Here is a 24222-nt window from a genome sequence, read left to right as displayed (position 1 = left end):
CGCGATCAGTGAAGTGAGCGAGCGGAGGGTGGCACCCATGAGCGAGGCGCCGCGTCACGACTCCCGCCACCGCTCCAGCGGCGAGGTCTTCGAGGGCTCGAATGCGATCGTCGAGCTGCTCTCGCAGCACGGCATCACCGTCGCGCCGCACGTCGCGGCCCGACTCGGACTCGGCCTCGCCGGGGACGCCGGTGCCATCATCGAGGTGGCGACGGCCCTGCGCGCATCGCAGCGGCTGGGGCTCACCTCGCTCCCCGATCCGCTTCCGACCGTACCGGCGGTCGACGTGGCCATCGGGCCCGACTGCGAACGGCTCGTCAGCTGGGAACGACAGGCCCTCGTGATCGCAGCCGTCTGCATCGACGACCGCATCGACGTGCTGCTCGCGGCCACGGGCCGCTCGATGGCCGAACTCGTCGAGAGCGCACTGAGCCGGCACCTGCTGCTCGTCGCCGGACACTTCGCCTTCGCGGACCCGCGAACCCGCGTCTGGGTTCACGGGCATGCGTCGCTGGCCGATCGCACCGCGGCGCACGGCGCACTCGCCGACGCGTATCGGACCATGCGGATCCCCGAGCACGAGACCTGGCACCGCTCGCTCGCCACGCTCGAGGGGTCGAGCGACCTCGTCGGGCCCCTGCTGGACATCGCGGAGCGAGCGGATGCCGCGGGTGAAGCGGAATGGGCGCACACCGTCGCACGCGAGGCGGCGAGCCACGCCGGCGGCGAGCAGGCGGTCCGGGCGCGGAGCATCGCCGGTCGCGCCGCGCTGCACGCCGGATTCGTCGAGGAAGCCGAACGCTGGTTCGGCGACGTGCTTCGCCGGGGAGATGAGCCCTGCCGATCCGCGGTGCTCGGCGAGTACCTCATCGCCGTGGCGATGCTGAGCGGCGACGTGCCCGACCTCGAACTCGACGAACGACTCGAGAACGCCGAGTCATGCACCGAGGGCGGGCGGCATGCACTCGCCCGGGCACTGCTCATCGCCGCCGGCCTGCTCGCGGAACGGGGCGCGATGCACCGGGCAGTACAACGACTCGCGCAGTCACGCGAACTCCTCGACCGATCGGGCCTCCCACGCGACGAGTGGCGCGCAATGCGCGACTGGTGCGCGCTGTTCGGCAGGGCGGGCTCCGATTCCGAGCTCGCAACGGGCTGCCCGACACCCGGCACGGAGCCCATTCCCGAGACCACGTACTTCGGTGCCATCCGCGTGCTCGCCCTCGCCCTCGAGCGCGGACTGGCCGGAGACGCCGTCGGGGCGGCGCGTCGGCTCGCCGTGCACCGGGACGTCGTCGGCGCGACCGAGGGGGTCGCCGCCGCGGTCGAGCGGTCGCCGCTCATGCGCGCCGAGCGAGCGGTCGCGATCGCACTGCTCGAACTCTGGGCGGGGGAGGTGGGACGCGCGGCGAACGGCCTGAGGCAGGCGGCATCCGACCTGCCGATCGCGCTCGCGTTCGGCGGACTCGGTGCCGCCCTGGCGCGTCGGATCGAACTCGTCTCGACGGGCGAGATCGGGCCGTGGGCGCGCGCGATCGAGTCCGTGCTGCCGCAGCCGGTCCTCGGCGTGCGGCGCGAGGACCTGATCGATCGGGCCGTTTCGGCGCACCTGCACGGGCGCAGGGCGGAAGCGGAGACCCTCGTCGCGCTCGCTGACGAGCGGTCCCTTCGCGAGTTCGGTTGCGGCCTGCACGTGCCAGGTCTCGACGCCGCCTCCGAAGACCTCGGAGGCTCCGGCGATGCCCCCGTGCACGGCGTCGGGCGCACCGAGCCGGCCCATGGCGCAGGGCGGCGCACGCCCGACGCCCGGCTGGCGAGCGAGCTCCGGCATCGGATGCGGTGCATCGACCGTGCCGGCTTCGACGCCGACCACGCGGCCGTCGCCGAACTGGCGCGAGCGATCGTCTCGCCGTACGAGCGCGCGCGGACGGAGCTCATGCTCGCTCGGACCTGCGCCGCGTTCGGCGCGAGCGACCTGGCAGAGCGGCACCTCGTGGCGGCGGAGCACCTGTTCGGCGACTGCGGTGCGATCGGATGGTTGCAGGCAGTCGCCGCCGAGCGGGAGTCGCACGGCGGAGGCATCCCGGCCGGCGCGCCCGCGGCCGCCTCGCTCGAACCGCCTCGCATCGGATGGGATGCGGGCGCGCGCGGGGTCGGCCGCATCCCGCCGCCGATCGAGGCCGGGAACGCCGAAGGGGCACCGCGTGCGGCGTCGGCACCATACCGACGCGAGGCCGCCTCCGCACCCGCCGATGAGGCCTCGCCGCAGACGTGGGATCTCGCGGACTGCCGAGCGGCGTGGGCCCAGGTGCTCACCGACCGCGAACTCGAGGTCGCCATGCTCGTGGTCGAGGGCATCTCCAACCGCGACGCGGCCGCACGGCTGTTCGTCTCCGTCCGCACGGTCGAGGTGCACGTCGGGCGGGTGTTCTCCAAGCTCGCGGTGCATTCGCGTGTCGAGCTGGCGGTGCTCGCGCACCGGATGCACGGACGGATGTCGGGCACCCATACGTAGTCCTGCGTATGCGTGGATGTGCTGATTCGCCGTCGTCCTGCCTCCACTAGCGTCGGGCTGCCCGCGAGTCGCGTGGGCCGAGACATCCGAATCGGACGGGAACGACATGCGAACACCCCATCGAATGCGCGCGCGGCTCGTGACCGCCGCGGCCGGCATCGGCCTGCTCCTGGCAGCCCTCATCCCACCGTCGATCGCGAACGCGGCGGAGCCGTGCAGCGTCGCATGGAGTGCCACGACGGCGTACTCGGGCGGGGCGAAGATCTCGTACGAGGGCGTGAACTACACCGCGAAGTGGTGGACGCAGAACAACGTGCCGGGCACCGAGCAGTGGGGGCCGTGGGGGAGCGACGGTGCCTGCGGAACGACCACGCCGACTCCGACTCCGACTCCGACGCCGATGCCCACGCCCACGCCGACGCCGACTCCGACGCCGACGCCGACTCCGACGCCGACGCCGACGCCCGAGCCGGGCACGCCGTGGACCTCCAACCCCGACGAGAAGTGCCGTCCCGACGGTCTCTACCAGACGCCGGGCGTGAACGTGCCCTACTGCACGGTGTACGACGCGAACGGTCGCGAGAAGCTCCCGAACGGACTCGAGCATCGGGTGATCGGCTACTTCACCAGCTGGCGCACGGGCGTCGACGGCACCCCGCGGTACCTCGCGAGCGACATCCCGTGGACCAAGATGAGCCACATCAACTACGCCTTCGCGCACATCGACGGCGCCGGAAAGGTGTCCGTCGGTGCGGAGAACGCGAACGACGCGGCGACCGAGCTGACCTGGCCCGGCGTCGCCGGCGCCGAGATGGACCCGGCGCTGCCGTACCGGGGCCACCTCAACCTGCTCGAGAAGTACAAGAAGGCCAACCCGGGCGTGAAGTCGCTCGTCTCGGTCGGCGGCTGGGCCGAGACCGGCGGATACTTCGGTGCCGACGGCACCCGCGTCGCGAACGGCGGCTTCTACACGATGACCGAGTCGCAGGCGAAGATCGACGTGTTCGCGGACTCGGCGGTCGCGTTCATCCGCCAGTACGGCTTCGACGGGGTCGACATCGACTACGAGTACGCGACCAGCAACAACAAGGCGGGCAACCCCGACGACTTCGGGGTCTCCGACCCTCGCCGCGCCACCCTGTGGGCGAACTACGCCAAGCTCATGAAGACGCTGCGCGAGAAGCTCGATCGCGCCGGTGCCGCCGATGGCCAGCACTACCTGCTGACGGTCGCCGCCCCGGCCTCGGGCTGGTTGCTCCGCGGCCAGGAGGTGCACCAGGTCGTGCAGTACCTGGACTACGTCAACATGATGTCGTACGACCTGCACGGCGCGTGGAACGAATACGTCGGCGGCAACGCACCGCTCTACGACGACGGCAAGGACGCCGAGCTCACCGCGGGCGGCGTCTACACCGCCTACAAGGGCATCGGCTACCTCAACACCGACTGGGCGTACCACTACTTCCGCGGCGCGATGCAGGCCGGTCGCATCAACATCGGCGTACCGTTCTACACCCGCGGATGGACCGGGGTGACCGGGGGCACCGACGGGCTCGGCGGCAAGGCGCCATTGGCTGACCAGACCAAGTGCGCATTCGGCACCGGCCCGACCATCGGCGGCTCCGACAAGTGCGGCAACGGAGCAGGCGGCATCGACAACCTGTGGCACGACAACGACGCGTTCGGCATCCAGATGGCCGCCGGCGCGAACCCGATCTGGCATGTCCTCAACCTGCAGAACGGCAAGGTCGGCGACTACGCGGCGAGCTACGGCTCACCGACAGCCCCGCTGGTCGGCGCGTACGCGCACAAATTCGACCCGGTGTCGAAGACCGAGTGGTGGTGGAACTCCTCCACCAAGACCTTCCTCTCGGGCGACAGCGACCAGGCGATCCAGGCCAAGGCCGACTACGTGTCCCAGAAGGGCCTCGGCGGCATCATGATCTGGGAGCTCGCGGGCGACTACGGGTACGACGCCGCGAAGGGCCAGTACACGATGGGCTCGACGCTCGTGAACCGCATCCACCAGACCCTCTCGGCATCCCAGCCCTACGGGGCGTCGAAGGCGGCCGCCGCGATGCCGACGAAAGCGATCGACCTGCAGGTGTCGTACGACGAGTTCGCGCTCGGCGACAACAACTACCCGATCAACCCGAAGGTGACCTTCACCAACAGGTCCACTGCGGCGATCCCCGCCGGGACGAAGATCACCTTCGACACCGGCACGAGCGACACCGGCGAGCTGAAGGAGCAGAACGGCTGGGGCATCTCCAAGGTCGCCACCGGGCACACCGGCAACAACGTCGGCGGGCTGAAGGGCGACTTCCACACGTACACGATCACGGTTCCATCCGGGGGCATCCCAGCAGGCGGCTCGCTGTCCACGAAGCTGTCGTGGTCGATGCCGATGGCCCAGCTCTCGAACCTCCGCGTGCAGATCGGGGCCGAGACCTTCGCGACGCTGTACGACCTGCCGCGGAACGCGCTGGTCGTCGCACCCGGCGGATCGGGCGGCGGCCCCGGCGGAGGCACGGGCACGTGCGACGCGGCGGCGTGGAGCGCCGCGACCGTGTACACCGGAGGCCAGCAGGTGTCGTACGGCGGCGCCGAGTACACCGCGAAGTGGTGGACGCAGGGCAACACCCCCGGATCCTCCGATGTCTGGGGCACGGCGACCGCCTGCTGATCTGCAGGCGGACCTGACGGAGCCGAGTACGTACTCCTACGTACTCGGCTCCGTCGCGTTCACCGGAACATGTGTGGATCGTGCGGACGCAGCGCCGAGGCATCCGCTCGTAGCTTGGCGATGAGGGGCGCGACCGCGCCCGTTCCTCCTCGACGAAGGACACCATGCAGAGACAGAGAAGCACGCGACGGGGCCTGCGCACAGCGCTGGCCACCCTCGCCACCGGCGCGATGGTCGCCGGTCTCGCCGCGGTCGGTGCGGCCGCCCCCGCCGTCGCCGCCGAGACGGCGCCGAGTGCCGTCAACGGCTATCGCAACGTCGGCTACTTCGCCCAGTGGGGCGTCTACGGACGCGCCTTCCAGGCCAAGCAGCTCGAGACCTCGGGCGCGGCAGCCGACCTCACCCACATCAACTACGCGTTCGGCAACATCCACCACCAGGACCTCACGTGCTTCATCGCGAACAAGGCGCAGGGCACGGGGCCGAACGGCTCCGACGGCGCCGGCGACGCGTGGGCCGACTTCGGCATGGGCTACACCGCGGCGAACTCCGTCGCCGGCGTGGCCGACACCTGGGACCAGAAGCTCGCGGGCTCCTTCAACCAGCTCAAGCAGCTGAAGGCGAAGCACCCGAACCTCAAGGTCATGATCTCGCTCGGCGGCTGGACCTGGTCGAAGAACTTCTCGAAGGCCGCGGCGACGGATGCCTCGCGCAAGAAGTTCGTGAAGAGCTGCGTCGACCTGTACCTGCGCGGCAACCTGCCCGTCGTCGACGGGCGCGGCGGCGCAGGTGCGGCGGCGGGCGTCTTCGACGGCATCGACATCGACTGGGAGTGGCCCGGCTCGCCGAACGGCCTCGAAGGCAACTTCGTCGACACGGTCAACGACAAGGCGAACTTCACGGCGCTCCTGAAGGAGTTCCGCACGCAGGTCGATGCGCTCACGGCCGAGAACGGCCACCCGTACCAGCTCTCCGCGTTCCTGCCGGCGAATCCCGCCGACATCGCCTCCGGCGGCTGGAACGACCCCGAGAAGTTCCGCTACCTCGACTTCGGCAACATCCAGGGCTACGACCTGCACGGAGCGTGGAACCCGACCCTCACCGGGCACCAGGCCAACCTGTTCGACGACCCTGCCGACACCCGGCCGGCGACGCAGAGGTTCAGCGTCGACAAGGCTGTCAAGGAGTACCTGAAGACCGGCATCTCGCCGAAGCAGCTGGGCATCGGCCTGGCCGCCTACGGGCGCGGCTGGCAGGGCGCGACGTCGGCGAACGCCTGGGGCACCGCGACGGATGCCGCACCCGGAACCTGGGAGAAGGGCAACGAGGACTACGACAAGCTGAAGTCCCTCGGCACCGACCACTACGACGCCGCGCTCGGCGCGGCATGGCGCTACGACGGCAACCAGTGGTGGAGCTACGACAACACCCGGTCGACCACGCGCAAGTCGCAGTACATCGTCGACAACGGGCTCGGCGGCGGCATGTGGTGGGAGCTCGACGGCGACCGCAACGGCGAGCTCGTCGGCACCCTCGCCGACAAGCTGCGCGCATCGAAGCCGGGCCCGGCGACCGACCCGGTGGGGACCACGGATCCGACCGACCCGACCGATCCGACCGACCCGACGGATCCGACCGATCCCGGGGACTGCGCCGCGGCGGCGTGGGCCGTCACCGGCGTCTACACCGGGGGCCAGAAGGTGTCGTACAACGGGTCCGAGTACTCCGCAAAGTGGTGGACGCAGGGCGAGACGCCCGGAACGGCAGCCGTCTGGGCGCTCGTCGGCGCATGCGATCCCACTGATCCCACGGACCCGACGGATCCGACCGACCCGACCGATCCCGGGGACTGCGCTGCAGCGGCTTGGGCGGCGAGCACGGCGTACAGCGGCGGCGCACTCGTGAGCTACGGCGGTTCGACGTATCAGGCGAAGTGGTGGACGCAGAACAACACTCCGGGCGCCGAGCAATGGGGCCCGTGGGAGCTGAAGGGAGCATGCTGACGCGTCCTCCGGTCGGCTGAGCCGCCAGGCACGACGAGTCCACCGACACGGATGCCCCGGAGCGAAGTTCGCTCCGGGGCATCCGTCATCTCCGCGACTCGCGGATCAGCCGAATCGGCCCGACACGTAGTCCTCGGTCGCCTGGACCGAGGGGTTCGAGAAGATCGTCGTGGTGTCGTTGTACTCGATGAGGTTGCCCGGCTTGCCGGTGCCCGCGATGTTGAAGAACGCGGTCTTGTCGCTGACTCGCGAGGCCTGCTGCATGTTGTGGGTCACGATCACGATCGTGTACTTCTGCTTCAGGTCCTCGATGAGGTCCTCGATCGCGAGGGTCGAGATGGGGTCCAGCGCCGAGCACGGCTCGTCCATGAGGATGACCTCGGGGGAGACGGCGATCGCACGAGCGATGCAGAGTCGCTGCTGCTGACCGCCCGAGAGTCCGGAGCCAGGGCGATCGAGGCGGTCCTTGACCTCGTTCCACAGGTTCGCGCCGCGCAACGACCTCTCGACGAGCTCTTCGGCGTCGGGCTTGGAAATGCGCTTGTTGTTGAGCTTCACGCCCGCGAGCACGTTCTCCTTGATCGACATCGTCGGGAACGGGTTCGGCCGCTGGAAGACCATGCCGACCTGACGGCGGACGAGCACCGGGTCGACGTCGGGGTCGTAGAGGTTGTTGCCGTCGATGAGCACCTCGCCCTCGACACGGGCGCCGGGGATGACCTCGTGCATGCGGTTCAGCGTGCGGAGGAAGGTCGACTTGCCGCAGCCGGACGGGCCGATGAAGGCCGTCACGCTGCGAGGCTCGATCGCGAGGTTCACGCCCTCGACGGCGAGGAACTTCGAGTAGTAGACGTTGAGGTCACGGACCTCGATGCGCTTGGACACGGTTTTCCTTTGCTTGCGGGGTCAGCGGCCGAACTTCGGCGCGAAGAATCGGGCGACGAGCCTCGCGATGAGGTTCAGCACCATGACGATGAGGATGAGGGTGAGCGCGGCCGCCCACGCACGGTCGAGGTACGCCTGCGGCGGGTTGCCCTGATTCGCGTACTGGGTGTAGACGAAGACGGGCAGCGACTGCATACGTCCGTCGAAGAGGTTGTAGTTCACGCTCGCGGTGAAGCCCGCGGCGATGAGGAGCGGCGCCGTCTCACCGATGACGCGGGCGATCGAGAGCATGATGCCCGTCGTGATGCCGGCGATCGAGGTCGGCAGCACGACCTTGACGATCGTCAGCCACTTCGGCACGCCGAGCGCGAAGGCGGCCTCGCGGAGCTCGTTCGGCACGAGGCGGAGCATCTCCTCGCTCGAGCGCACGACCACGGGGATCATGAGGAGCGAGAGCGCCACGGCGCCCGCGATGCCGGTGCGGGTCCCGGGGCCCAGGAAGATCGCGAACAGCGAGTAGGCGAAGAGGCCGGCGACGATCGAGGGGATGCCGGTCATGACGTCGACGAGGAACGTGACGCCGCGGGCGAGGCGGCCGCGCCCGTACTCGACGAGGTAGATCGAGGTCATGAGACCGATCGGAATCGAGATGACGGCGGCCGCTCCCGTCATGAGCAGGGTGCCGACGATCGCGTGCACGATGCCGCCGCCCTCGCCGGTGATGTTGCGCATCGACATCGAGAAGAAGTCGGCGTCGAAGCGCGCGGCGCCGAGGCTCACGACCGTGATGCCGAGCGACACGAGCGGGATCATGGCGAGGAGGAAGGCGCCCGTCACGAGCGCGGTGACGAGGCGGTCCATCGCTCGTCGACGGCCCTCGACGAGCGTCGAGAACAGCCAGATGGCGGGGATGTAGAGCAGCGCGCCGATGAAGAGCGCCCCGCCCCAGTTGTAGCCGACGCCGGAGCCGAAGGAGACGACCGCGAACACCGACGCGGAGACCGCGATCGCGGCGACGAGGATCGTCCACGGCGCCGACTTCGGGAGGCGGCCGGCGGTCAGCGAGTTGGCGATGGCGACGCCGGTCTCGGGAGCCTGAGTGGTCTGGATGGTCATCAGTTGGCTCCCGAGAATTCCTTGCGGCGGCTGACGATCCAGCGCGCGAAGGCGTTGACCGCGAAGGTCACGACGAAGAGGATGAGGCCCGTGGCGATCAGGACGTTGACGTTCAGTCCGTACGCCTCGGGGAAGCTGAGCGCGATGTTCGCCGCGATCGTGTTCGGGTTGACCGAGGTCAGGAGCTGGAACGTGATCACCGGTGATGCAGAGAGCACCATCGCGACGGCCATCGTCTCGCCGAGTGCGCGGCCGAGGCCCAGCACGGAGGCGGAGATGATGCCCGAGCGGCCGAAGGGCAGCACCGCCGTGCGGATCATCTCCCAGCGGGTGGCGCCGAGTGCCAGGGCCGCCTCCTCGTGCAGCACCGGAGTCTGCAGGAACACCTCGCGGCAGATGGCGGTCATGATCGGCAGCACCATGACGGCGAGGACGAGCGCGGCGGTCAGGATGGTGCGGCCGGTGGCCGAGGGAGTGCCGCTGAAGAGGGGGATCCAGCCGAGGTTCTCGTTCAGCCACGCGTAGGCGTCGACGAGGGCCGGTGCGAAGACGCCGATGCCCCAGAGGCCGAAGACGACCGACGGCACCGCGGCGAGGAGATCGACGACGTAGCCGAGCACGGAGGCGAGGCGGCGGGGCGCGTAGTGCGAGATGAAGAGCGCGATGCCGATGGAGATCGGCAGCGCGACGAGGAGGGCCAGGGTCGCAGCCCACACCGTGCCGAAGACGAGCGGACCGACGTAGTCCCAGAAGTTCGTCTTGAGGATGGAGGCATCCTCGCTCGAGGCCACCACGGCCGGGATGCTCTGCACGATGAGGAAGATGGCCACCGCTGCCAGCGTCACGAGGATCATCGATCCCGCGAACACCGCCGAGCGGGAGAAGACGAGGTCGCCGATGCGGAGCTTCGCCTTGATCGGGGCCGGTGCGGACGTCATCTGGTGCGATCCTCGGAGTTCTTGAGTCGGGTTCTGGAGACGCGCGATCGTGCCCGACCCCGTCGCGAGCGATCGGGGGTCGGGCACGAACCTACTACTGGATCGAGTCGATCGCAGCAGTGATCTTCTCGCGGAGCGAGTCCGAGATCGGAGCCGAACCGGCGTCGGTCGCCGCGACTTCCTGGCCCTCGGGGCTCGCGATGTACGAGAGGTAGCCCTTGACGAGGTCGACGTTCGCCGGGTCCTCGTACTGGCCGCACGCGATGAGGTAGCTCACGAGCACGATCGGGTAGACCCCGGCCTCTTCCGAGGTGCGGTCGATCTCGATGGCGAGGTCGCCCTCGGCGCGGCCTTCGGCGAACGGCGAGTGGTCGACGATCGCGGCAGCGGCCTCGGGCGAGTACGGCACGAACTCGTCGCCGACCTTGATCGAGACGGTGCCGAGGTCACCGGCGCGCGATGCGTCGGCGTAGCCGACGGTGCCGTTGCCGTTGCTCACTGCGTCGACGAGGCCCGAGGTGCCCTGTGCGGCTTCGCCGCCCTCGAACGGCCACACGCCGTCGGCTTCCCAGGTCCACACGTCGGCAGCTGCGGCGCCGAGGTACTCGGTGAAGTTCTCAGTGGTGCCCGAGTCGTCCGAACGGTGCACGGGCGTGATGGCGAGGTCGGGCAGGGTCGCGTCGGGGTTCGTCGCGGCGATCGCCGGGTCGTTCCAGTTCGTGATCGTGCCGGCGAAGATGCCTGCCACGGTCGCCGCGTCGAGGTCGAGCGAGTCGACGCCCTCGAGGTTGAAGATGACCGCGATCGGCGAGATGTAGAGCGGGAGCTCGACGATGCTCGAGTCGGCGGCGCACTTCTTGAAGCCGCCGGCGGCGAGCTCCTCGTCCTTGAACGCGCGGTCGGAACCGGCGAAGTCGCTCGCGCCCTCGAGGAAGGTCTCACGACCAGCGCCCGAGCCGGAGGGGTCGTAGTCGACGGTGACGTCGGGGTTCGCGGTCTGGAAACCGGCGATCCACGACTGCTGGGCGGCGTCCTGCGAGGACGCGCCCGCGCCGACGAGGTTGCCCGAGAGCGTCGATGCCGACTCCGACGGCGCTGCGCCGCCTTCGTTCGAGGCACAGGAGCTGAGCGCGATCGCCGCAGTGACGGCGATGACGGCGGGCACGCCGAGACGCTTGAAGTTCACGTGAATTCCCTTCCGGGGTTCGATTGCAGGGTGTGGGCCGGTGCCGACCCGCCTGCGACGCTAATGAGCGCGCCTTACGAGCATCCGTTACGACGGTAAACAGCAGGTGAACGACCGCTGTCGCACTGGACTCGCACCGGGAGTTCCCAGGAACTCCGCGGTCTCAGGCGCGCGATGGGGTGCGCTCAGGCGCGTGGTGCGTGCGTCTCGATGGCGATGATGCCGCTGGTGTCCGCGGTCTCAGGCGCGTGGTGCGTGCGTCTCTCAGGCGCGTGGTGCGTGCGTCTCGATGGCGATGATGCCGCTGGTGTCCGCGGTCTCAGGCGCGTGGTGCGTGCGTCTCGATGGCGATGATGCCCGACCCAGGGCTCGTGGCGGAGAGGTGGACGACGCTGAATGCGCCGGTCTCGAGCCCCGCGGCATCCGTCACGTAGGACCCGAGCGGTGTGCCGGTGGCGAGCGCCACCTCGCGCATGATCTCGGGGAGCACCGGTCCGTGACTGCAGATGATCGCGCTCTTGCCGGCGCGCACCCGCTTGCCGACGACCCGTCGGACCTCGTCTTCGCCGGACTCCCATGCGTCTTGGCTGATGCCGGCGTCGCGCTTGATCTCGAGGCCGGCGGCGGCGGCGAGCGGGGTGACGGTCGTCACGCAGCGCACGGCCGGGCTCGACACGATGCGCTTCGGCGCCCACGCGCTGAGCGTCGCGACGAGGCCCGCCGCCTGTTCGACGCCGCGCTCGGTGAGCGGCCGTGTCGCGTCGTCGCCCGACCACGACGATCGGCTGACGGCCTTGCCGTGCCGTACGACGGCGAGCGAGAAGGTCGAGGTGACGTCTTGATCGAGGAGCTTGGCGAAGGCGTCGAGGATCTCGACGTCGGGTTCGTAGCTGAGGTAGCCCCGGGCCCGCTTGACCGTGACCCATTCGAGCGCTGCGACCTCGGCGTTGGGCTTGAAGGTCGAACGCTGCACGGCGCGGTCGCTCACCTCGGCCGCCCAGTAGTGCACGATCTTCTCGCGGCCGCTCGGCAGCGGATACCGGGAGACGCCGAGCGGTACGCCGAGGGCGACCGCGAGCCCGGTCTCCTCGGCGATCTCGCGCACTGCGGTCTGGGGGAGCGACTCGCCCGGGTCGACCTTGCCCTTGGGGATCGTGACGTCGCCGTAGACGGTGCGGTGGATGACCAGCACGTGCACCTTGCCGTCGATGAGGCGCCAGCAGACGGCTCCCGCGGCGTAGATCGCCGTCGTCACCGCCGTGAGCCCGATCGCGGGCGCTGCCCCGAGCGCGTGCGCTGGCCGATCTGCTGCATGAGCCTATTCTGCATGTCGTCGAGCGGATGTCCCGACTCGTCGGTCGCGTGGCGCACCCACTCGCCGGAGCCGTCGAGCCACCAGGAACTCGTGGTCTCCGCCATCGCGAGGTCGAAGAGCGAGTCGATCTCGGTCAGGTGGTTCTGGTCGGTCAGGCGCACGAGCGCTTCGACCCGGCGGTCGAGGTTGCGGTGCATCATGTCGGCCGAGCCGATGAACACCTGCGGGTCGCCGTCGTTGACGAAGGAGAAGATGCGCGAGTGCTCGAGGTAGCGGCCGAGGATCGATCGCACCGTGATGTGCTCGCTCAGCCCCGGAATGCCGGGGCGCAGGCTGCAGATGCCGCGCACCCACACCTCGACCGGGACCCCGGCGTTGGACGCGCGGTAGAGGGCGTCGATGATGGCCTCGTCGACGATGGAGTTCACCTTGATGCGGATGCCGGAGGGCCGACCGGCCTCCGCGTTGCGGATCTCGCCCGCGATGAGCTTCAGCAGCCCCTTGCGCAGGTGCAGGGGAGCCACGAGCAGCCGCTTGAACTTCTTCTCGATGGCGTAGCCCGAGAGTTCGTTGAAGAGGCGGGTCAGGTCCTTGCCGACCTGGTCGTCGGCGGTGAGCAGCCCGAGGTCCTCGTAGATGCGACTCGTCTTGGGGTTGTAGTTGCCGGTGCCGATGTGGCTGTAGTGGCGCAGGCCGCCCTTCTCCTGCCGGATCACGAGCGCCAGCTTGCAGTGCGTCTTCAGCCCGACGAGGCCGTAGACGACGTGCACGCCGGCCTTCTCGAGCTTGCGCGCCCACGAGATGTTGGCCTGTTCGTCGAAGCGCGCCTTGATCTCGACGAGGGCGAGCACCTGCTTGCCCGACTCGGCGGCGTCGATGAGCGCCTCGACGATCGGGCTGTCGCCGGATGTGCGGTAGAGGGTCTGCTTGATCGCGAGCACGTCGGGGTCGGCGGCCGCCTGCTCGAGGAAGGCCTGCACGCTCGTCGCGAAGGACTCGTAGGGGTGGTGCAGCAGCACGTCTTGGCGCGAGATCGCCGTGAAGACGTCGGCGCGCAGGTTCGAGTCGCTCGGCTGCAGCTGCAGCGCGGTCGTCGGCACGTGCGTGGGGTAGTGCAGCTCGGGGCGGTCGAGCCGGGAGAGGTCGAACAGGCCGCCGAGGTCGAGCGGCGCCGGGAGCCGGAAGACCTCCTGCTCGGTGACGTCGAGCTCGCGCACGAGGAGCCCGAGCGTCACGTCGTCCATGTCGTCGGTGATCTCGAGGCGGATGGGCGGGCCGAACCTGCGTCGCAGCAGCTCCTTCTCGAGCGCCTTGATGAGGTTCTCGGTCTCGTCCTCCTCGATCTCGACGTCTTCGTTCCGCGTCACGCGGAAGACGTGGTGCTCCACGATCTCCATGCCGGGGAAGAGGTCGCCGAGGTGATTGGCGATGAGGTCTTCGAGGGTGATGTACCCGGCGTCCTCGATGGACTCGCTCGGATCGACGCGCACGAACCGGGGGAGCATCTGCGGCACCTTCACGCGCGCGAACTCCTGGCGACCGGTGCGGCTGTTGCGCACGCGCACCGACAGGTTGAGCGAGAGCCCCGAGATGTACGGGAAGGGGTGGGCGGGGTCGACGGCGAGCGGCATCAGCACGGGGAAGATCTGCTTCGAGAAGTAGTCGCGCAGGTGCTCGCGCTCGACGTCGCCGAGCTCGGCCCACGTGATGACCCGGATGCCGGACTCGGCGAGCGTCGGCTTCACGAGCTGCTGGTAGGCGGCGGCGTGCCGCTCCTGCAGCTCATGCGCCTTGGCGGAGATGTCGCTCAGCACGTCGAGGGGCGAGCGGCCGACGTTGGAGGGCACGGCGAGGCCCGTCATGATGCGCCGTTTCAGCCCGGCGACCCGCACCATGAAGAACTCGTCGAGATTCGACGCGAAGATCGCGAGGAAGTTCGCCCGTTCGAGCACGGGGACCCGCGGGTCTTCGGCGAGCTCCAGCACGCGCTGATTGAACGCGAGCCAGCTGAGCTCGCGGTCGAGGTAGCGTTCGGGTTCGAGTTCGGGTGCGCCTTCGAGGTCGAACGGCTCGAAGTCGTCGTCGAAGTCGCTCGACGTGCGGTCGTCGAGGATGCTGTCGGCGGTCATCCTGACATCATGCCACTGGGGTGTGTCCGGCAGATGAGTCGGCGGTCAACGTGCGGTGACGGGGGCGTCCTCGTCGTCTTCGTGGACGTTGAAGCGGTAGCCGACGTTGCGCACGGTGCCGATGAGGCTGTCGAGGTCGCCGAGCTTGGCCCGCAGACGTCGCACGTGCACGTCGACGGTGCGGGTGCCGCCGAAGTAGTCGTAGCCCCACACCTCGCTGAGGAGCTGCTCGCGCGTGAAGACGCGCGACGGGTGCGCGGCGAGGAAGCGCAGCAGCTCGAACTCCTTGTACGTCAGGTCGAGCGTGCGACCGTGCACCTTCGCCGAGTAGCTCGCCTCGTCGATCACGACGCCGGAGGTCTGGATGCGCTCGCTCGGCTGCGTCGACTGCGATCGCCCGATCGCGAGCCGGATGCGGGCATCGAGCTCTGCGGGGCCGGCATGCTCGAGCACGACGTCGTCGATGCCCCAGTCGGGCGTGACCGCCATGAGGCCGCCCTCGGTGACGATCAGCACGAGCGGCACCGAGAGGCCCGTCGTGCGGAGGATCTGGGAGAGGGCCTTCGCGCCCGCGAGATTGGTGCGGGCATCGAGGAAGACGAGATCGGATTCCGGCGCTCTGACCAGCTGCTCAGGCGAAGCGGGAATGATCCGCGTTCGGTGAGTCAGGAGTGACAGGGCCGGAAGAACATCATCGTTGGCTGCCGGCGACAAGATCAGCAGCTGCGCCACGCATACCCTCCAGTAGTAAGGTGCGGTCAATACTACGGGACGCGAAGCGGCGCTCCGCGACACGAATGGGGAGACGTTTTGGATCAGACCGACACGAGCAGCGGATGGCTCGGAATCGCCGTCGTGTGGGCGATCGCGCTCGTCGGCGCGATCGTGGTCGTGGCGCTGGCCTACTCCGGAACCGCGGCGTGGTTCGGGGACGAGTCGCGGCTCGGCGTCTACGGTGCACTCGGCATCGTGCTCGCGGCATCCGTCATCGGCGCCCTCATCGTGCAGCTCGCGACGCGACGCCCAGAGGGGTTCGTGTTGCGGGTCAGCTGGAGCATCACGGGCGCCGCGGCGATCGTCGCGATCGCAGCTCTCGTCGTCGCGCCCCTCGTGGTGTCGTGAGCGGGATACACTCGAAGCATGTCTGAGCTGCTCGCCCTCGAACTCCTCTTCATCGGCCTGCTCGGTCTCGCGAGCCTCGCGATCGCGTGGATCAGCGGAGTGGTCGTCTACAAGCTCTTCAAGGGCCAGCGCTAGCAGGTGAAGACGTGGCGATGATCGATCTGCCCGTCGACCTTCCGGCCGAGCTCGTGCCGCTCTCCTGGCTGCTCGGCGTCTGGGAGGGATCGGGCGTCATCGACTACACGGTCGGCGAGGAGTCGGTGACCCATGAGTTCGGTCAACGCGTCAGCTTCAGCCACGACGGCCTGCCGCACCTGAACTACACCTCGTACACCTGGCTGTTCCCCGACGACGAGGGAGGCGAGCCGACTCCGCTCGTCACCGAGACCGGCTACTGGCGCCTCGCCCGCGAACTCGGCGAGGGCGATCAGGGCCCGGCGATGCTGCCGGCGCGCGGCGAGCCGCGGTACGCCGACGCCGAGTCCGTCGAGGGGCTCCGCAACGCCGACGGCGGGTTCGACGTCGAGGTGTCGCTCGTGCACCCCGGCGGCGTCAGCGAGCTCTACCTCGGCCAGGTCAAGGGACCGCGCATCGACCTCGCGACCGACGCCGTCATGCGAGGCAGCGGCGCGAAGGACTACTCGGCGGCGACGCGTCTCTACGGCCTCGTCGACGGACACCTGCTCTGGGCGTGGGACATCGCCGCCCTCGGCCAAGACCTGCGCACCCACGCGTCGGCACGTCTCGCGAAGGTCGACTGACTCATGCCCACCACCCCGTTCCTCGCACTTCCCGGCGCCGTCGCGGCGGAAGGCGTCGACACCGGCGTCGCGGGTCACTACGGCAACCCCATCATCGAACAGCGCCACCTCGAGCGCGGCGCCGCGATCGTCGACCTGTCCAACCGGGGGGTCGTGACCGTGGCCGGTCCCGATCGGCTGTCGTGGCTGCACTCCATGGCGAGCCAGGCCCTCGCGCGCCTGCAGCCGGGCGAGGGCACCGAAGCACTCCTGCTCGACGCCTCCGGCCGGGTCGAACACGCCGCGCACGTCATCGACGACGGCGAGACGACCTGGCTCATCGTGGAAGGCGACGAGGCTGCAGCCGTGGCCGCCTTCCTCGACCGCATGCGCTTCATGCTCCGTGTCGAGGTCGCCGACGCGAGCGGCGACGTCGCGGTCCTCGGCGCCATGTCGACGGCAGCGCTCGACGCTGCAGCTCCGGCTCTCGCCCCTGCGGGCGTCGCGCTCGACTGGGTCGACCCGTGGGCGCACCCGCGGCCCGGCTCGCACCAGTACGCGCACGACACCGGCCATCCGGCATCCGACTGGCGCTGGATCGAGCGCATCGTGCCGCGCGCCGCGCTCGCCGAAGCGGCCGCAGCCGTTCGGGCCGGCTCCGTCGAGGCAGCGGGCTCGCTGGCGTCCGAGGCGCTGCGGGTCGCCGCCTGGCGCCCGCGACTGGCGACCGAGGTCGACGACCGCACGATCCCGCATGAGCTCGACTGGCTGCGCAGCGCGGTCGACCTCGGCAAGGGGTGCTACAAGGGCCAGGAGACCGTGGCCAAGGTGCTGAACCTCGGCCGGCCGCCTCGTCGACTCGTACTGCTCCACCTCGACGGCAGCGACACCGTGCTGCCGGCGCCGGGCGACGAGGTCGTCGGCGAGAAGGCGCGCCCCGAACCCGCTGGTGGCGAGGAGCCCGAGCGCAAGGTCGTCGGCCGCATCACGACCGCCGTCATGCACCACGAGCTCGGCCCGGTCGCGCTCGCGGTCGTGAAGCGCGCGGTGCCGGCCGACCTGCCGCTCATCGTGCTGAGCCACGGCACCGAGGTCGCTGCGGCGCAGGTCGAGATCGTGCCGGCCGATTCGGGGGCGGCCGTCGAGGTGCCGCGGCTGCCCCGACTCGGCGTGCACAAGGGCTGACCGCGGCGAGCAACGCCGAACGCCGAACGCCGAACGGGCGAGCCCGGCGGAGATCGCCGTGCTCGCCCGTTCGGCGTCTGCAGTGCTGGTGCTCCCTTTCGAACCCGTCTTACTCGAAGAGGGAGAGGGTGAGGTTGGCGGTGTAGTCGCCGGCGGCGACGGTTGCGGGGGTGCGGAGGAAGAGGTTGGCGGTGGCGGTCCACTGTCCTTCGGTGGCGATGTCGCCGGAGTTCCAGGCGGCGGCGAGCAGTTCCTGGTCGACGAGGCCGACGGCGTTGGCGCCGGAGTCGAGGACGGTGTCGACCTGGTCGCCTTCGGAGACCTGTCCGGATTCGCCGCCGTCGAGCAGGTCGGGGGTCCAGCCCAGGTGTCCGGCGCTGATCGGGGCCTGTCCGGCGTCGCCGGTGAAGTCGGTGGAGCTGCCGAGCACGTACCAGGCGGCGTCGGCGGGGATGTCCTCGGCGGCGCGGGTGTCGGTGACGGTGACGGTGGGCAGTGCGCCGGTGAACTGGCGCACGGTGGCGGTGGAGCCGTCTTCGACGAGGTCGGTGCTGGTGCCGGCCACGGTCATGGCGAGGACGCCGGGTTGGGCGATCTCGGTGATCGCGACGTTCACGGCGACGTCGTGGTCGCTCGCGATGCCGGCGACGCCGACCAGCAGTGCGGTGCCGATCGTGACCGCGGTGCATCGTGCGGCGAATGCTGTCTTGCTCATGGGGATTCTCCTTGCATGTTCCCGGTTCGGCCGGGCGGGGGTGGTGGTCTTCCGGGGAAGGGGGCGGTGGCCCGTCGGCGACGACGGGCCACCGCCCCGGTGATCAGTTGCAGCTCGCGGCGTCGTACCCGGCGTCGACCGAGAACGTCACCGGCGCACCGTCGACGGTCGCGGTCGCCTCGACGGCGATCGTTCCCGCCGGCACGTCCGCGGCACGAGTCGTGAACGAGTGCACGGCGTTCTTGCCGGGGGCGACGGCGGTGAACGACTTGGTGCCGTACGCCGACTCGAAGGTCAGTGCCACGGGCACGGCCTCGTTGTTCGTCGCCTTCACCGACACGATCACCTTGCCGGCGATGCACCGCGTGCTCGCCACTGCCGTCACGTCGAGCGTGGGCTCCGGAGCCTCCGTCTCGAGGTGGAAGGAGTCGAACTCCACCACCACGGGCTGCTCCTGCTGCGGGCCGATGGCCATGAGGCCGAGTCCGCGCAGGGGCTTGTCGAAGGTGATCCCGGTGTCGCCGAGCGGGGTCCAGTTGACTCCGCCGTCGCTCACCTCGGCGGAGTACACGTCGCCGGTCTTCGTGACCCGGACGTACCAGTACCCGCTCTCGGTCGAGTCGGCGATGTTGACGTTGCGGCTGCCGTATCCGGCGCCGTTCGCCTCAGCCGCCAGCTCCGCCCGCAGGTCGAGTGCAGCACCCGGGGCGTTGTAGGCGACGATGTCGGCCTTGACGTAGTTGTCGTCATCGGCCCACATCATCAGTCCGGCCAGCTGGTAGCGGTGCTGCAACGGCGCCTTGAACTTCGTCGTCGCCACCCAGTCGCCCTCGGGCGCCTTGGTGAGGATGAAGTTCCGCGGCGACAGCGGGTTGTTCCCGTTGATGTCGCCCACCTGCGTCGTGATCTTCAGGTGACCGTCCGCGACCGCGGCGTGGTTGGAGTCGTACCGCACGCTCTCCGACCAGCGGCAGCCGTCGAGCGCGGCGCCGTCGAACTCGTCGCTGGGTGCGACAGGCTCTCCGGCAGCGGGCTCGGGGCTGAAGCGGAACCAGTCCACCTTCGCCGTGACGGGCGTCGTGCCGAGGTCGCCGCCGGCCATGATGCCGATCTTCGCGTTCTGCTTGAGCTGCAGCTGGCCGGTGAGGGCGCTCCACGTCTGACCGTCTGCCGAGTAGGCACCAGTCAGTACCGTGCCGTTGCTCGTGAGCTTCAGCTGGATCGTGGTCGGGAACCCGGAGGGCAGGGCGGGGGCTGCCGGCGTGGTGCGGGCACCAGCCGTCTCGCTCTGGAACTCCACCATCCGGGTGCCGTTCTGGGCGCGAACGAAGGCGAGCTTGTTGTACTCGTTATCGCTCTGGTGCACCACGAGCCCGGCCCACTGCCAGTGCGAGTTGTGCGGCAGCGTGATCTTCGTCGTCGCCTCCCACGCGCCGGCGGGCAGCGGCTTGCCGGCGAAGCTCACGGGGCCGGTCGAGGCCTCGTTGATGTCGCCGTTGGTGACCGGGAGGTTGAGCGTCCCGCCGCTCTGCGTGATCGGCTTCGCGCTGTCCTCGCGGATCGACCAGAACGGCGAGAGCGCCGGTGCGTCGAACTCGTCGGAGAGCGGGGCTGCTGCACACATCAGCGGCTCGAGCGGCTCGGTGGGCTGAGGGCCCTCGACATCGGTGTCGATCGCGAAGTCCGCGAAGTCGACCGTGCCGGCACCCGTGGCGTGCGAGACCGTGAACATGCCCACGTCCTGCGTGGTGGCGGCACCGGTCAGGTTGACCACGCCTCCGACCTGGGTCCAGGCGGTGCCGTTCTTGGAGAAGTACGCCGTGTAGTCCGCGCCGCTCCGCTTCAGCTTCACCCAGGTGGGGTAGCTCGTGGTGCCGCCCTGAACCGAGGTGTTGAGCTGTCCGTTCCCGTCGGGGTCGGCGAGGAACTCGATGCCGCCGCTCGGCCGGATGCCGACCATCGCGTAGCCGGGCGACGTGCCCGGCAGCGTGATGTCGTTGCGCACGATGAGGCCCGCCTTGGCGGCGCCGTTCGTGTTCTGCTGGGCATCGACCTTGACGACCGCCTCCCAGTCCTCATCGCCGCCGGCGGGTGCGTAGAGCGTCGAGTACTCGTCGATGCCCTGCCACGTGTCGTCGCCGGCGCCCGTGATGCGGAAGCGGCCGTCGCCGATCCGCTCGAAGGTGCCGTCGACGTTCGTGAAGGGGACGAGGTCCCCGAAGAGCTCGCCGACCTGCGCCTGCACGACGCGAGACGTGGTGGACTTGCCGGCCGTGTTGGTCGCGACGGCGGTGAGCTTGTAAAGGCCCTCCTCCGGTGCAGCCCACTCGGCGGCGTACGGTGCTGTCTCGTCGACGCCGATGGAGGTGCCATCGACGAAGAACTCGACCTGCTCCACGTCACCCGCGGCGTCGGCCTCGACCGAGACATCCTGCCCGGGCTCGAGCTCGACATCCTGCTCGGGCGCGGTGATGGCGACCGTCGGCGAGGCTTCGGGCGAAGCGCCCTGGCCGATCGCCTCGAGGAAGTTGAGCTTGATCTCGCCGCCGCGGAAGACGACGTAGAGGTCCAGCGTCTCATCGGGGAACGCGCTCACATCGACGAGCACGTCGGTGAACCGGGTCGAACCGGTCGCCGGCACTTCGACGGTGGAGAGGAGCTCGCCGTCGGCGGCCCCGCTCCGCAGCTCGATGCTCGTTCCGGCCGAGACGGCCGAGACGCGCAGCGCGAGGTCGTCGACCCGGTAGAAGTTCACCGGGTCGAAGTGCGCCCACGCGCCGTCGCCGCCGACGATAACGCGGTCGCTCTCGATGCCTTCGACATCCCGGCTGGGTGCCGTCGTCATGGCGTTCGCGCTGTCGAAGAACTCCGCCTGCTTCCGCTTCGGGAAGACGAGCGTCGTCTCGGATCCGGTCAGCGGGTTGGCGCCGGCCTCACCGCCGCCATCCGTGTAGCGGGCGTCGAGGGCGAAGAAGATGTTCTCGTCGGCCGCGTGGCCGCCGAGCGTCGTCTCCGTGGTGCCCGTGAACCCGCTCAGCGGGGTCGTGGGGTGCGCGTGCTCGTCGTGTCCGAGCGCGGGCTGGATGATGACGTCGTCACCGTTCACCGTGCCGTCCTCGGGATCCGTCACCGTGACATCCCACGAGAGGTCGTCTCCGAAGTCGAAGAACGCGCCGTTCGGGGGAAGGGTGAACGAGACGTCCGGTCGGGTGTTGCCCACCGTGATCGGCACGGTCGTCGTCGCGGACTTGCCGTCGGGGTCGGTGACGGTCAGTCGCGCGTCGAAGACGCCTTCGGTCTCGTACGTGTGCGTCGCCGTGGCCGTCGACGCGTCGTCGGTGCCGTCGCCGTCGAAGTCCCAGGCGTACGCGAGCTCCGCGTTCTCGGGGTCCGACGAAGAGGTGCCGTCGAACGTCACCGTGAGGGGCGCGGGACCAGAGTCGACATCACTCGTGGCCTTGGCGATCGGTGAACGCGAGCCCGAGATGTAGTCGATGCGGTGCAGCCCCGAGTTGGGGTTGTCACGGCCGAAGCCGCCGCCCCAGTCGAGCACGTAGAGCGAGCCGTCGGGGCCGAACCGCGAGTCGATCGGCGCGAGGAACTGCTCCTGCGGCAGGAAGGCGTTGACCTTCTCGACGGCGTTGCCGCCGCCGGTCGCGCCGTCGGCCAGCTGGATCGAGTACATCTTGTTGCGAGCCCACTCGTAGAAGAAGGGCTTGCCGTCGTACGAGGCCGGGAACTTCGTGTCCGACTCGAGGTCGGCGTCGAAGTTGTAGACCGGTCCGCCCATGGGGGCGAGGCCGCCGCCCTGGGGGATGATCCCGGGGACCGACGAACGCTTGTAGCCGTACCACATGTCGGCAGCGCGTGCCGCCGGCAGTTCGGTCAGGCCGGTGTTGCGCGGCGAGTCGTTGACGGGTGCGGCGCAGTCGAAGAAGTCGCCGACCGTGACCGGGCTCGTCGTGTAGTCGACGTTCCGGAACGGCTCGTTGTTGCCCATGCAGAGCGGCCAGCCGTAGTTGCCGGGGCTCGTGATGTAGTTCCACTCCGCGATGCCGGCCGGTCCACGCGTGGTGGGTGCGTCGGTGCCGTTGTCGGGCGAGTAGTCGGCGAGGCTGATGGCGCCCGTCGTCTGGTCGATCGAGAAGCGGAACGGGTTGCGGAAGCCCATGGCGTAGATCTCGGGCAGCGTCTTGCCGGCCGTGTCGTTCGCCTCGGGGAAGAGGTTGCCCTCGGGGACGGTGTATCCGGGACCGTCGGGGTTCGGCGTGATGCGGAGCAGCTTGCCTCGCAGGTCGTTGGTGTTCGCCGAGGTCTCGCGGGCGTCGTGGAACGTGCCAGGGCGGGCCGACAGCGGCGCGTAGCCGCCCGAGGGCTCCGAGTGGGGGTTCACGTCGTCGCCGACGCCGAGGTACAGGTTGCCCGCCGCGTCGAAGTCGAGACCGCCGCCGGTGTGGCCGGGCTCATCGGGCAGGCGACGTGCCGGCACCTCGATGATGAGCTCTTCCGAGGCCGGGTCGATCACGCCGTTGACCATCGTGAAGCGCGAGATGCGGCTCAGGAAGCTCGACGGGTCGGAGTTGTCGGCTGCATCGGGGGAGCGGTAGACGTAGATCCGCCCGTTCTCGGTGAAGTCGTTGTCGAGCGCGATGCCGAGGAGGCCGTCCTCGCCGCCGGAGTACACGTCGAGCTCGAGGGCCGTCGTGACCGCGTTCGTCGCCGGGTCCCAGACGCGGATCTGCCCGCGGACGAGTTCGGTGTAGAAGACGCGGCCGTCTTCGGCGATGTCCATCGCGAAGGGCGCGGAGGTGTTCTGGTCGAGCGAGACCTTCTCGAAGCTGTCCCAGACGGTGCCGCCGCAGTCGCCCTCTTCGAGGCCCGCCGCGTACTTCACGCCGCCGACGATGTGCTGCATGAACTTCGGCTCGGAGTAGTGCGATCCGTAGTGGCCCATGGCCGTCGTCCAGGTGCGACCGCCGTCGTAGGGCTTGCACCAGGAGATCGGGTGGTCGTAGCCCATGGCGTTACCGCCGGCGTCGTAGCTCGTCTCGTCCATCGACGCGAGCACGTGCGCGGTGCCGCGGACGTTGTTCGAGAAGTTGTACCACTCGTCGCCGCGGTCCCAGCGGGTCTCTTCGAAGTGCTCGGTGGAGGGGTGCGTGTCGTCCTCGATACGCACGGTGCCGGGCTGGCCCGGGTCGGAGCCGGTGGCGGCGTGCCCCGGCATGAGCGAGCCGACGAGCTCGTCCCACCAGGGGTAGTTGCCGCGCATGTCGGTGGCGTTGTGGATCGCCACGATGCCGCCGCCGCCCTGCTGGTACCGCTCGAGCGCGGCCTTCTGGTCGGCGTTCCACGGGTCGCCCGACGTCTGGAACATGACGATCGCGTCGAAGTGCGGCAGATCGGTGTCGTTGAAGATCGTCGAGTCCTCGGTGTGCGTCACCTCCATGCCCTCTGCCTCGAGTGCCGCGGTGATGAGCGGGGTTCCCTTGTCGATCGCGTCCGTGTGACGGTACTGCGTCGTCTTGGTGAAGATCAGGATCTGGGTCCCGTCGTGGGCCTGGGCCGGAGCTGCGACCCCGACCACCACCCCGACGGTGAGAACAGACGCGAGTAATACGGCGACCAGCCGTTTCGCGTCCGTGCGGAGCTGGGTGAGCATTGAGACCTCCATTGGTTCCGAATGG

General features: G+C 69.4%; 15 protein-coding genes. 6 read left to right on the top strand and 9 right to left on the bottom strand.

Features of this window, described 5'->3' with window-relative positions; genetic code table 11:
- Positions 1-37: 37 nt before the first annotated feature.
- The 3 genes from ASD23_RS11605 to ASD23_RS11595 all read left to right on the top strand — a co-directional run bounded on the left by ASD23_RS11605 (position 38) and on the right by ASD23_RS11595 (position 7204).
- Positions 38-2515: a helix-turn-helix domain-containing protein gene (locus ASD23_RS11605; protein ID WP_056010505.1), complete on the top strand. Its 2478-nt coding sequence runs from the start codon at positions 38-40 to the stop codon at positions 2513-2515.
- Between the two features lie 106 nt (positions 2516-2621).
- Complete coding sequence (locus ASD23_RS11600; RefSeq protein ID WP_200941711.1) at positions 2622-5201, top strand: glycosyl hydrolase family 18 protein; 2580 nt, start codon at positions 2622-2624, stop codon at positions 5199-5201.
- A gap of 164 nt (positions 5202-5365) precedes the next feature.
- Positions 5366-7204 (top strand): glycosyl hydrolase family 18 protein, encoded by a 1839-nt coding sequence (locus ASD23_RS11595; protein WP_056010499.1) that lies wholly within the window; start codon positions 5366-5368, stop codon positions 7202-7204.
- A 105-nt stretch (positions 7205-7309) separates the two neighbouring features.
- On the opposite strand, the gene pstB is transcribed toward ASD23_RS11595, so the two are convergent.
- The 7 genes from pstB to ASD23_RS11560 form a co-directional block, all read right to left on the bottom strand.
- Complete coding sequence (gene pstB, locus ASD23_RS11590; RefSeq protein ID WP_056010496.1) at positions 7310-8089, bottom strand: phosphate ABC transporter ATP-binding protein PstB; 780 nt, start codon at positions 8087-8089, stop codon at positions 7310-7312.
- A 21-nt stretch (positions 8090-8110) separates the two neighbouring features.
- On the bottom strand, positions 8111-9205 hold the full coding sequence (gene pstA, locus ASD23_RS11585; RefSeq protein ID WP_056010493.1) for a phosphate ABC transporter permease PstA: 1095 nt from the start codon (positions 9203-9205) through the stop codon (positions 8111-8113).
- Positions 9205-10143, bottom strand: coding sequence for a phosphate ABC transporter permease subunit PstC (gene pstC / locus ASD23_RS11580; protein WP_056013058.1), 939 nt, complete (start codon positions 10141-10143; stop codon positions 9205-9207). The genes pstA and pstC overlap by 1 nt, the downstream gene beginning before the upstream one ends.
- A gap of 94 nt (positions 10144-10237) precedes the next feature.
- A complete protein-coding gene (locus ASD23_RS11575; RefSeq protein WP_056010490.1) occupies positions 10238-11329 on the bottom strand; it encodes a phosphate ABC transporter substrate-binding protein PstS in 1092 nt (363 codons plus the stop codon).
- Positions 11330-11648: 319 nt separating this feature from the next.
- Entirely contained in the window at positions 11649-12584 is a 936-nt protein-coding gene (locus ASD23_RS11570) for an NUDIX hydrolase (RefSeq protein WP_056010487.1), read from the bottom strand.
- A complete protein-coding gene (locus ASD23_RS11565) occupies positions 12581-14773 on the bottom strand; it encodes an RNA degradosome polyphosphate kinase (protein ID WP_056010485.1) in 2193 nt (730 codons plus the stop codon). The genes ASD23_RS11570 and ASD23_RS11565 overlap by 4 nt, the downstream gene beginning before the upstream one ends.
- Before the next feature lie 45 nt (positions 14774-14818).
- Complete coding sequence (locus ASD23_RS11560; protein ID WP_056010482.1) at positions 14819-15505, bottom strand: response regulator transcription factor; 687 nt, start codon at positions 15503-15505, stop codon at positions 14819-14821.
- 78 nt (positions 15506-15583) lie between these two features.
- Between ASD23_RS11560 and ASD23_RS11555 the strand changes: the two genes are divergently transcribed.
- The 3 genes from ASD23_RS11555 to ygfZ all read left to right on the top strand — a co-directional run bounded on the left by ASD23_RS11555 (position 15584) and on the right by ygfZ (position 17820).
- On the top strand, positions 15584-15895 hold the full coding sequence (locus ASD23_RS11555) for a hypothetical protein (RefSeq protein ID WP_056010479.1): 312 nt from the start codon (positions 15584-15586) through the stop codon (positions 15893-15895).
- 152 nt (positions 15896-16047) lie between these two features.
- Positions 16048-16656 (top strand): FABP family protein, encoded by a 609-nt coding sequence (locus ASD23_RS11550; RefSeq protein ID WP_056010476.1) that lies wholly within the window; start codon positions 16048-16050, stop codon positions 16654-16656.
- A 3-nt stretch (positions 16657-16659) separates the two neighbouring features.
- Complete coding sequence (gene ygfZ, locus ASD23_RS11545; RefSeq protein WP_056010473.1) at positions 16660-17820, top strand: CAF17-like 4Fe-4S cluster assembly/insertion protein YgfZ; 1161 nt, start codon at positions 16660-16662, stop codon at positions 17818-17820.
- 109 nt (positions 17821-17929) lie between these two features.
- On the opposite strand, the gene ASD23_RS11540 is transcribed toward ygfZ, so the two are convergent.
- The gene (locus ASD23_RS11540) at positions 17930-18535 is read right to left on the bottom strand and encodes a hypothetical protein (protein ID WP_056010468.1); all 606 of its coding nucleotides are present in this window, start codon (positions 18533-18535) and stop codon (positions 17930-17932) included.
- A gap of 103 nt (positions 18536-18638) precedes the next feature.
- On the bottom strand, positions 18639-24197 hold the full coding sequence (locus ASD23_RS11535; RefSeq protein ID WP_162248742.1) for a ThuA domain-containing protein: 5559 nt from the start codon (positions 24195-24197) through the stop codon (positions 18639-18641).
- Positions 24198-24222: the final 25 nt, after the last annotated feature.

This window comes from Agromyces sp. Root1464, assembly GCF_001427265.1.
GTDB classification, from domain to species: Bacteria; Actinomycetota; Actinomycetes; order Actinomycetales; family Microbacteriaceae; genus Agromyces; species Agromyces fucosus.
This window is presented reverse-complemented; position numbering and strand designations above follow the sequence as displayed.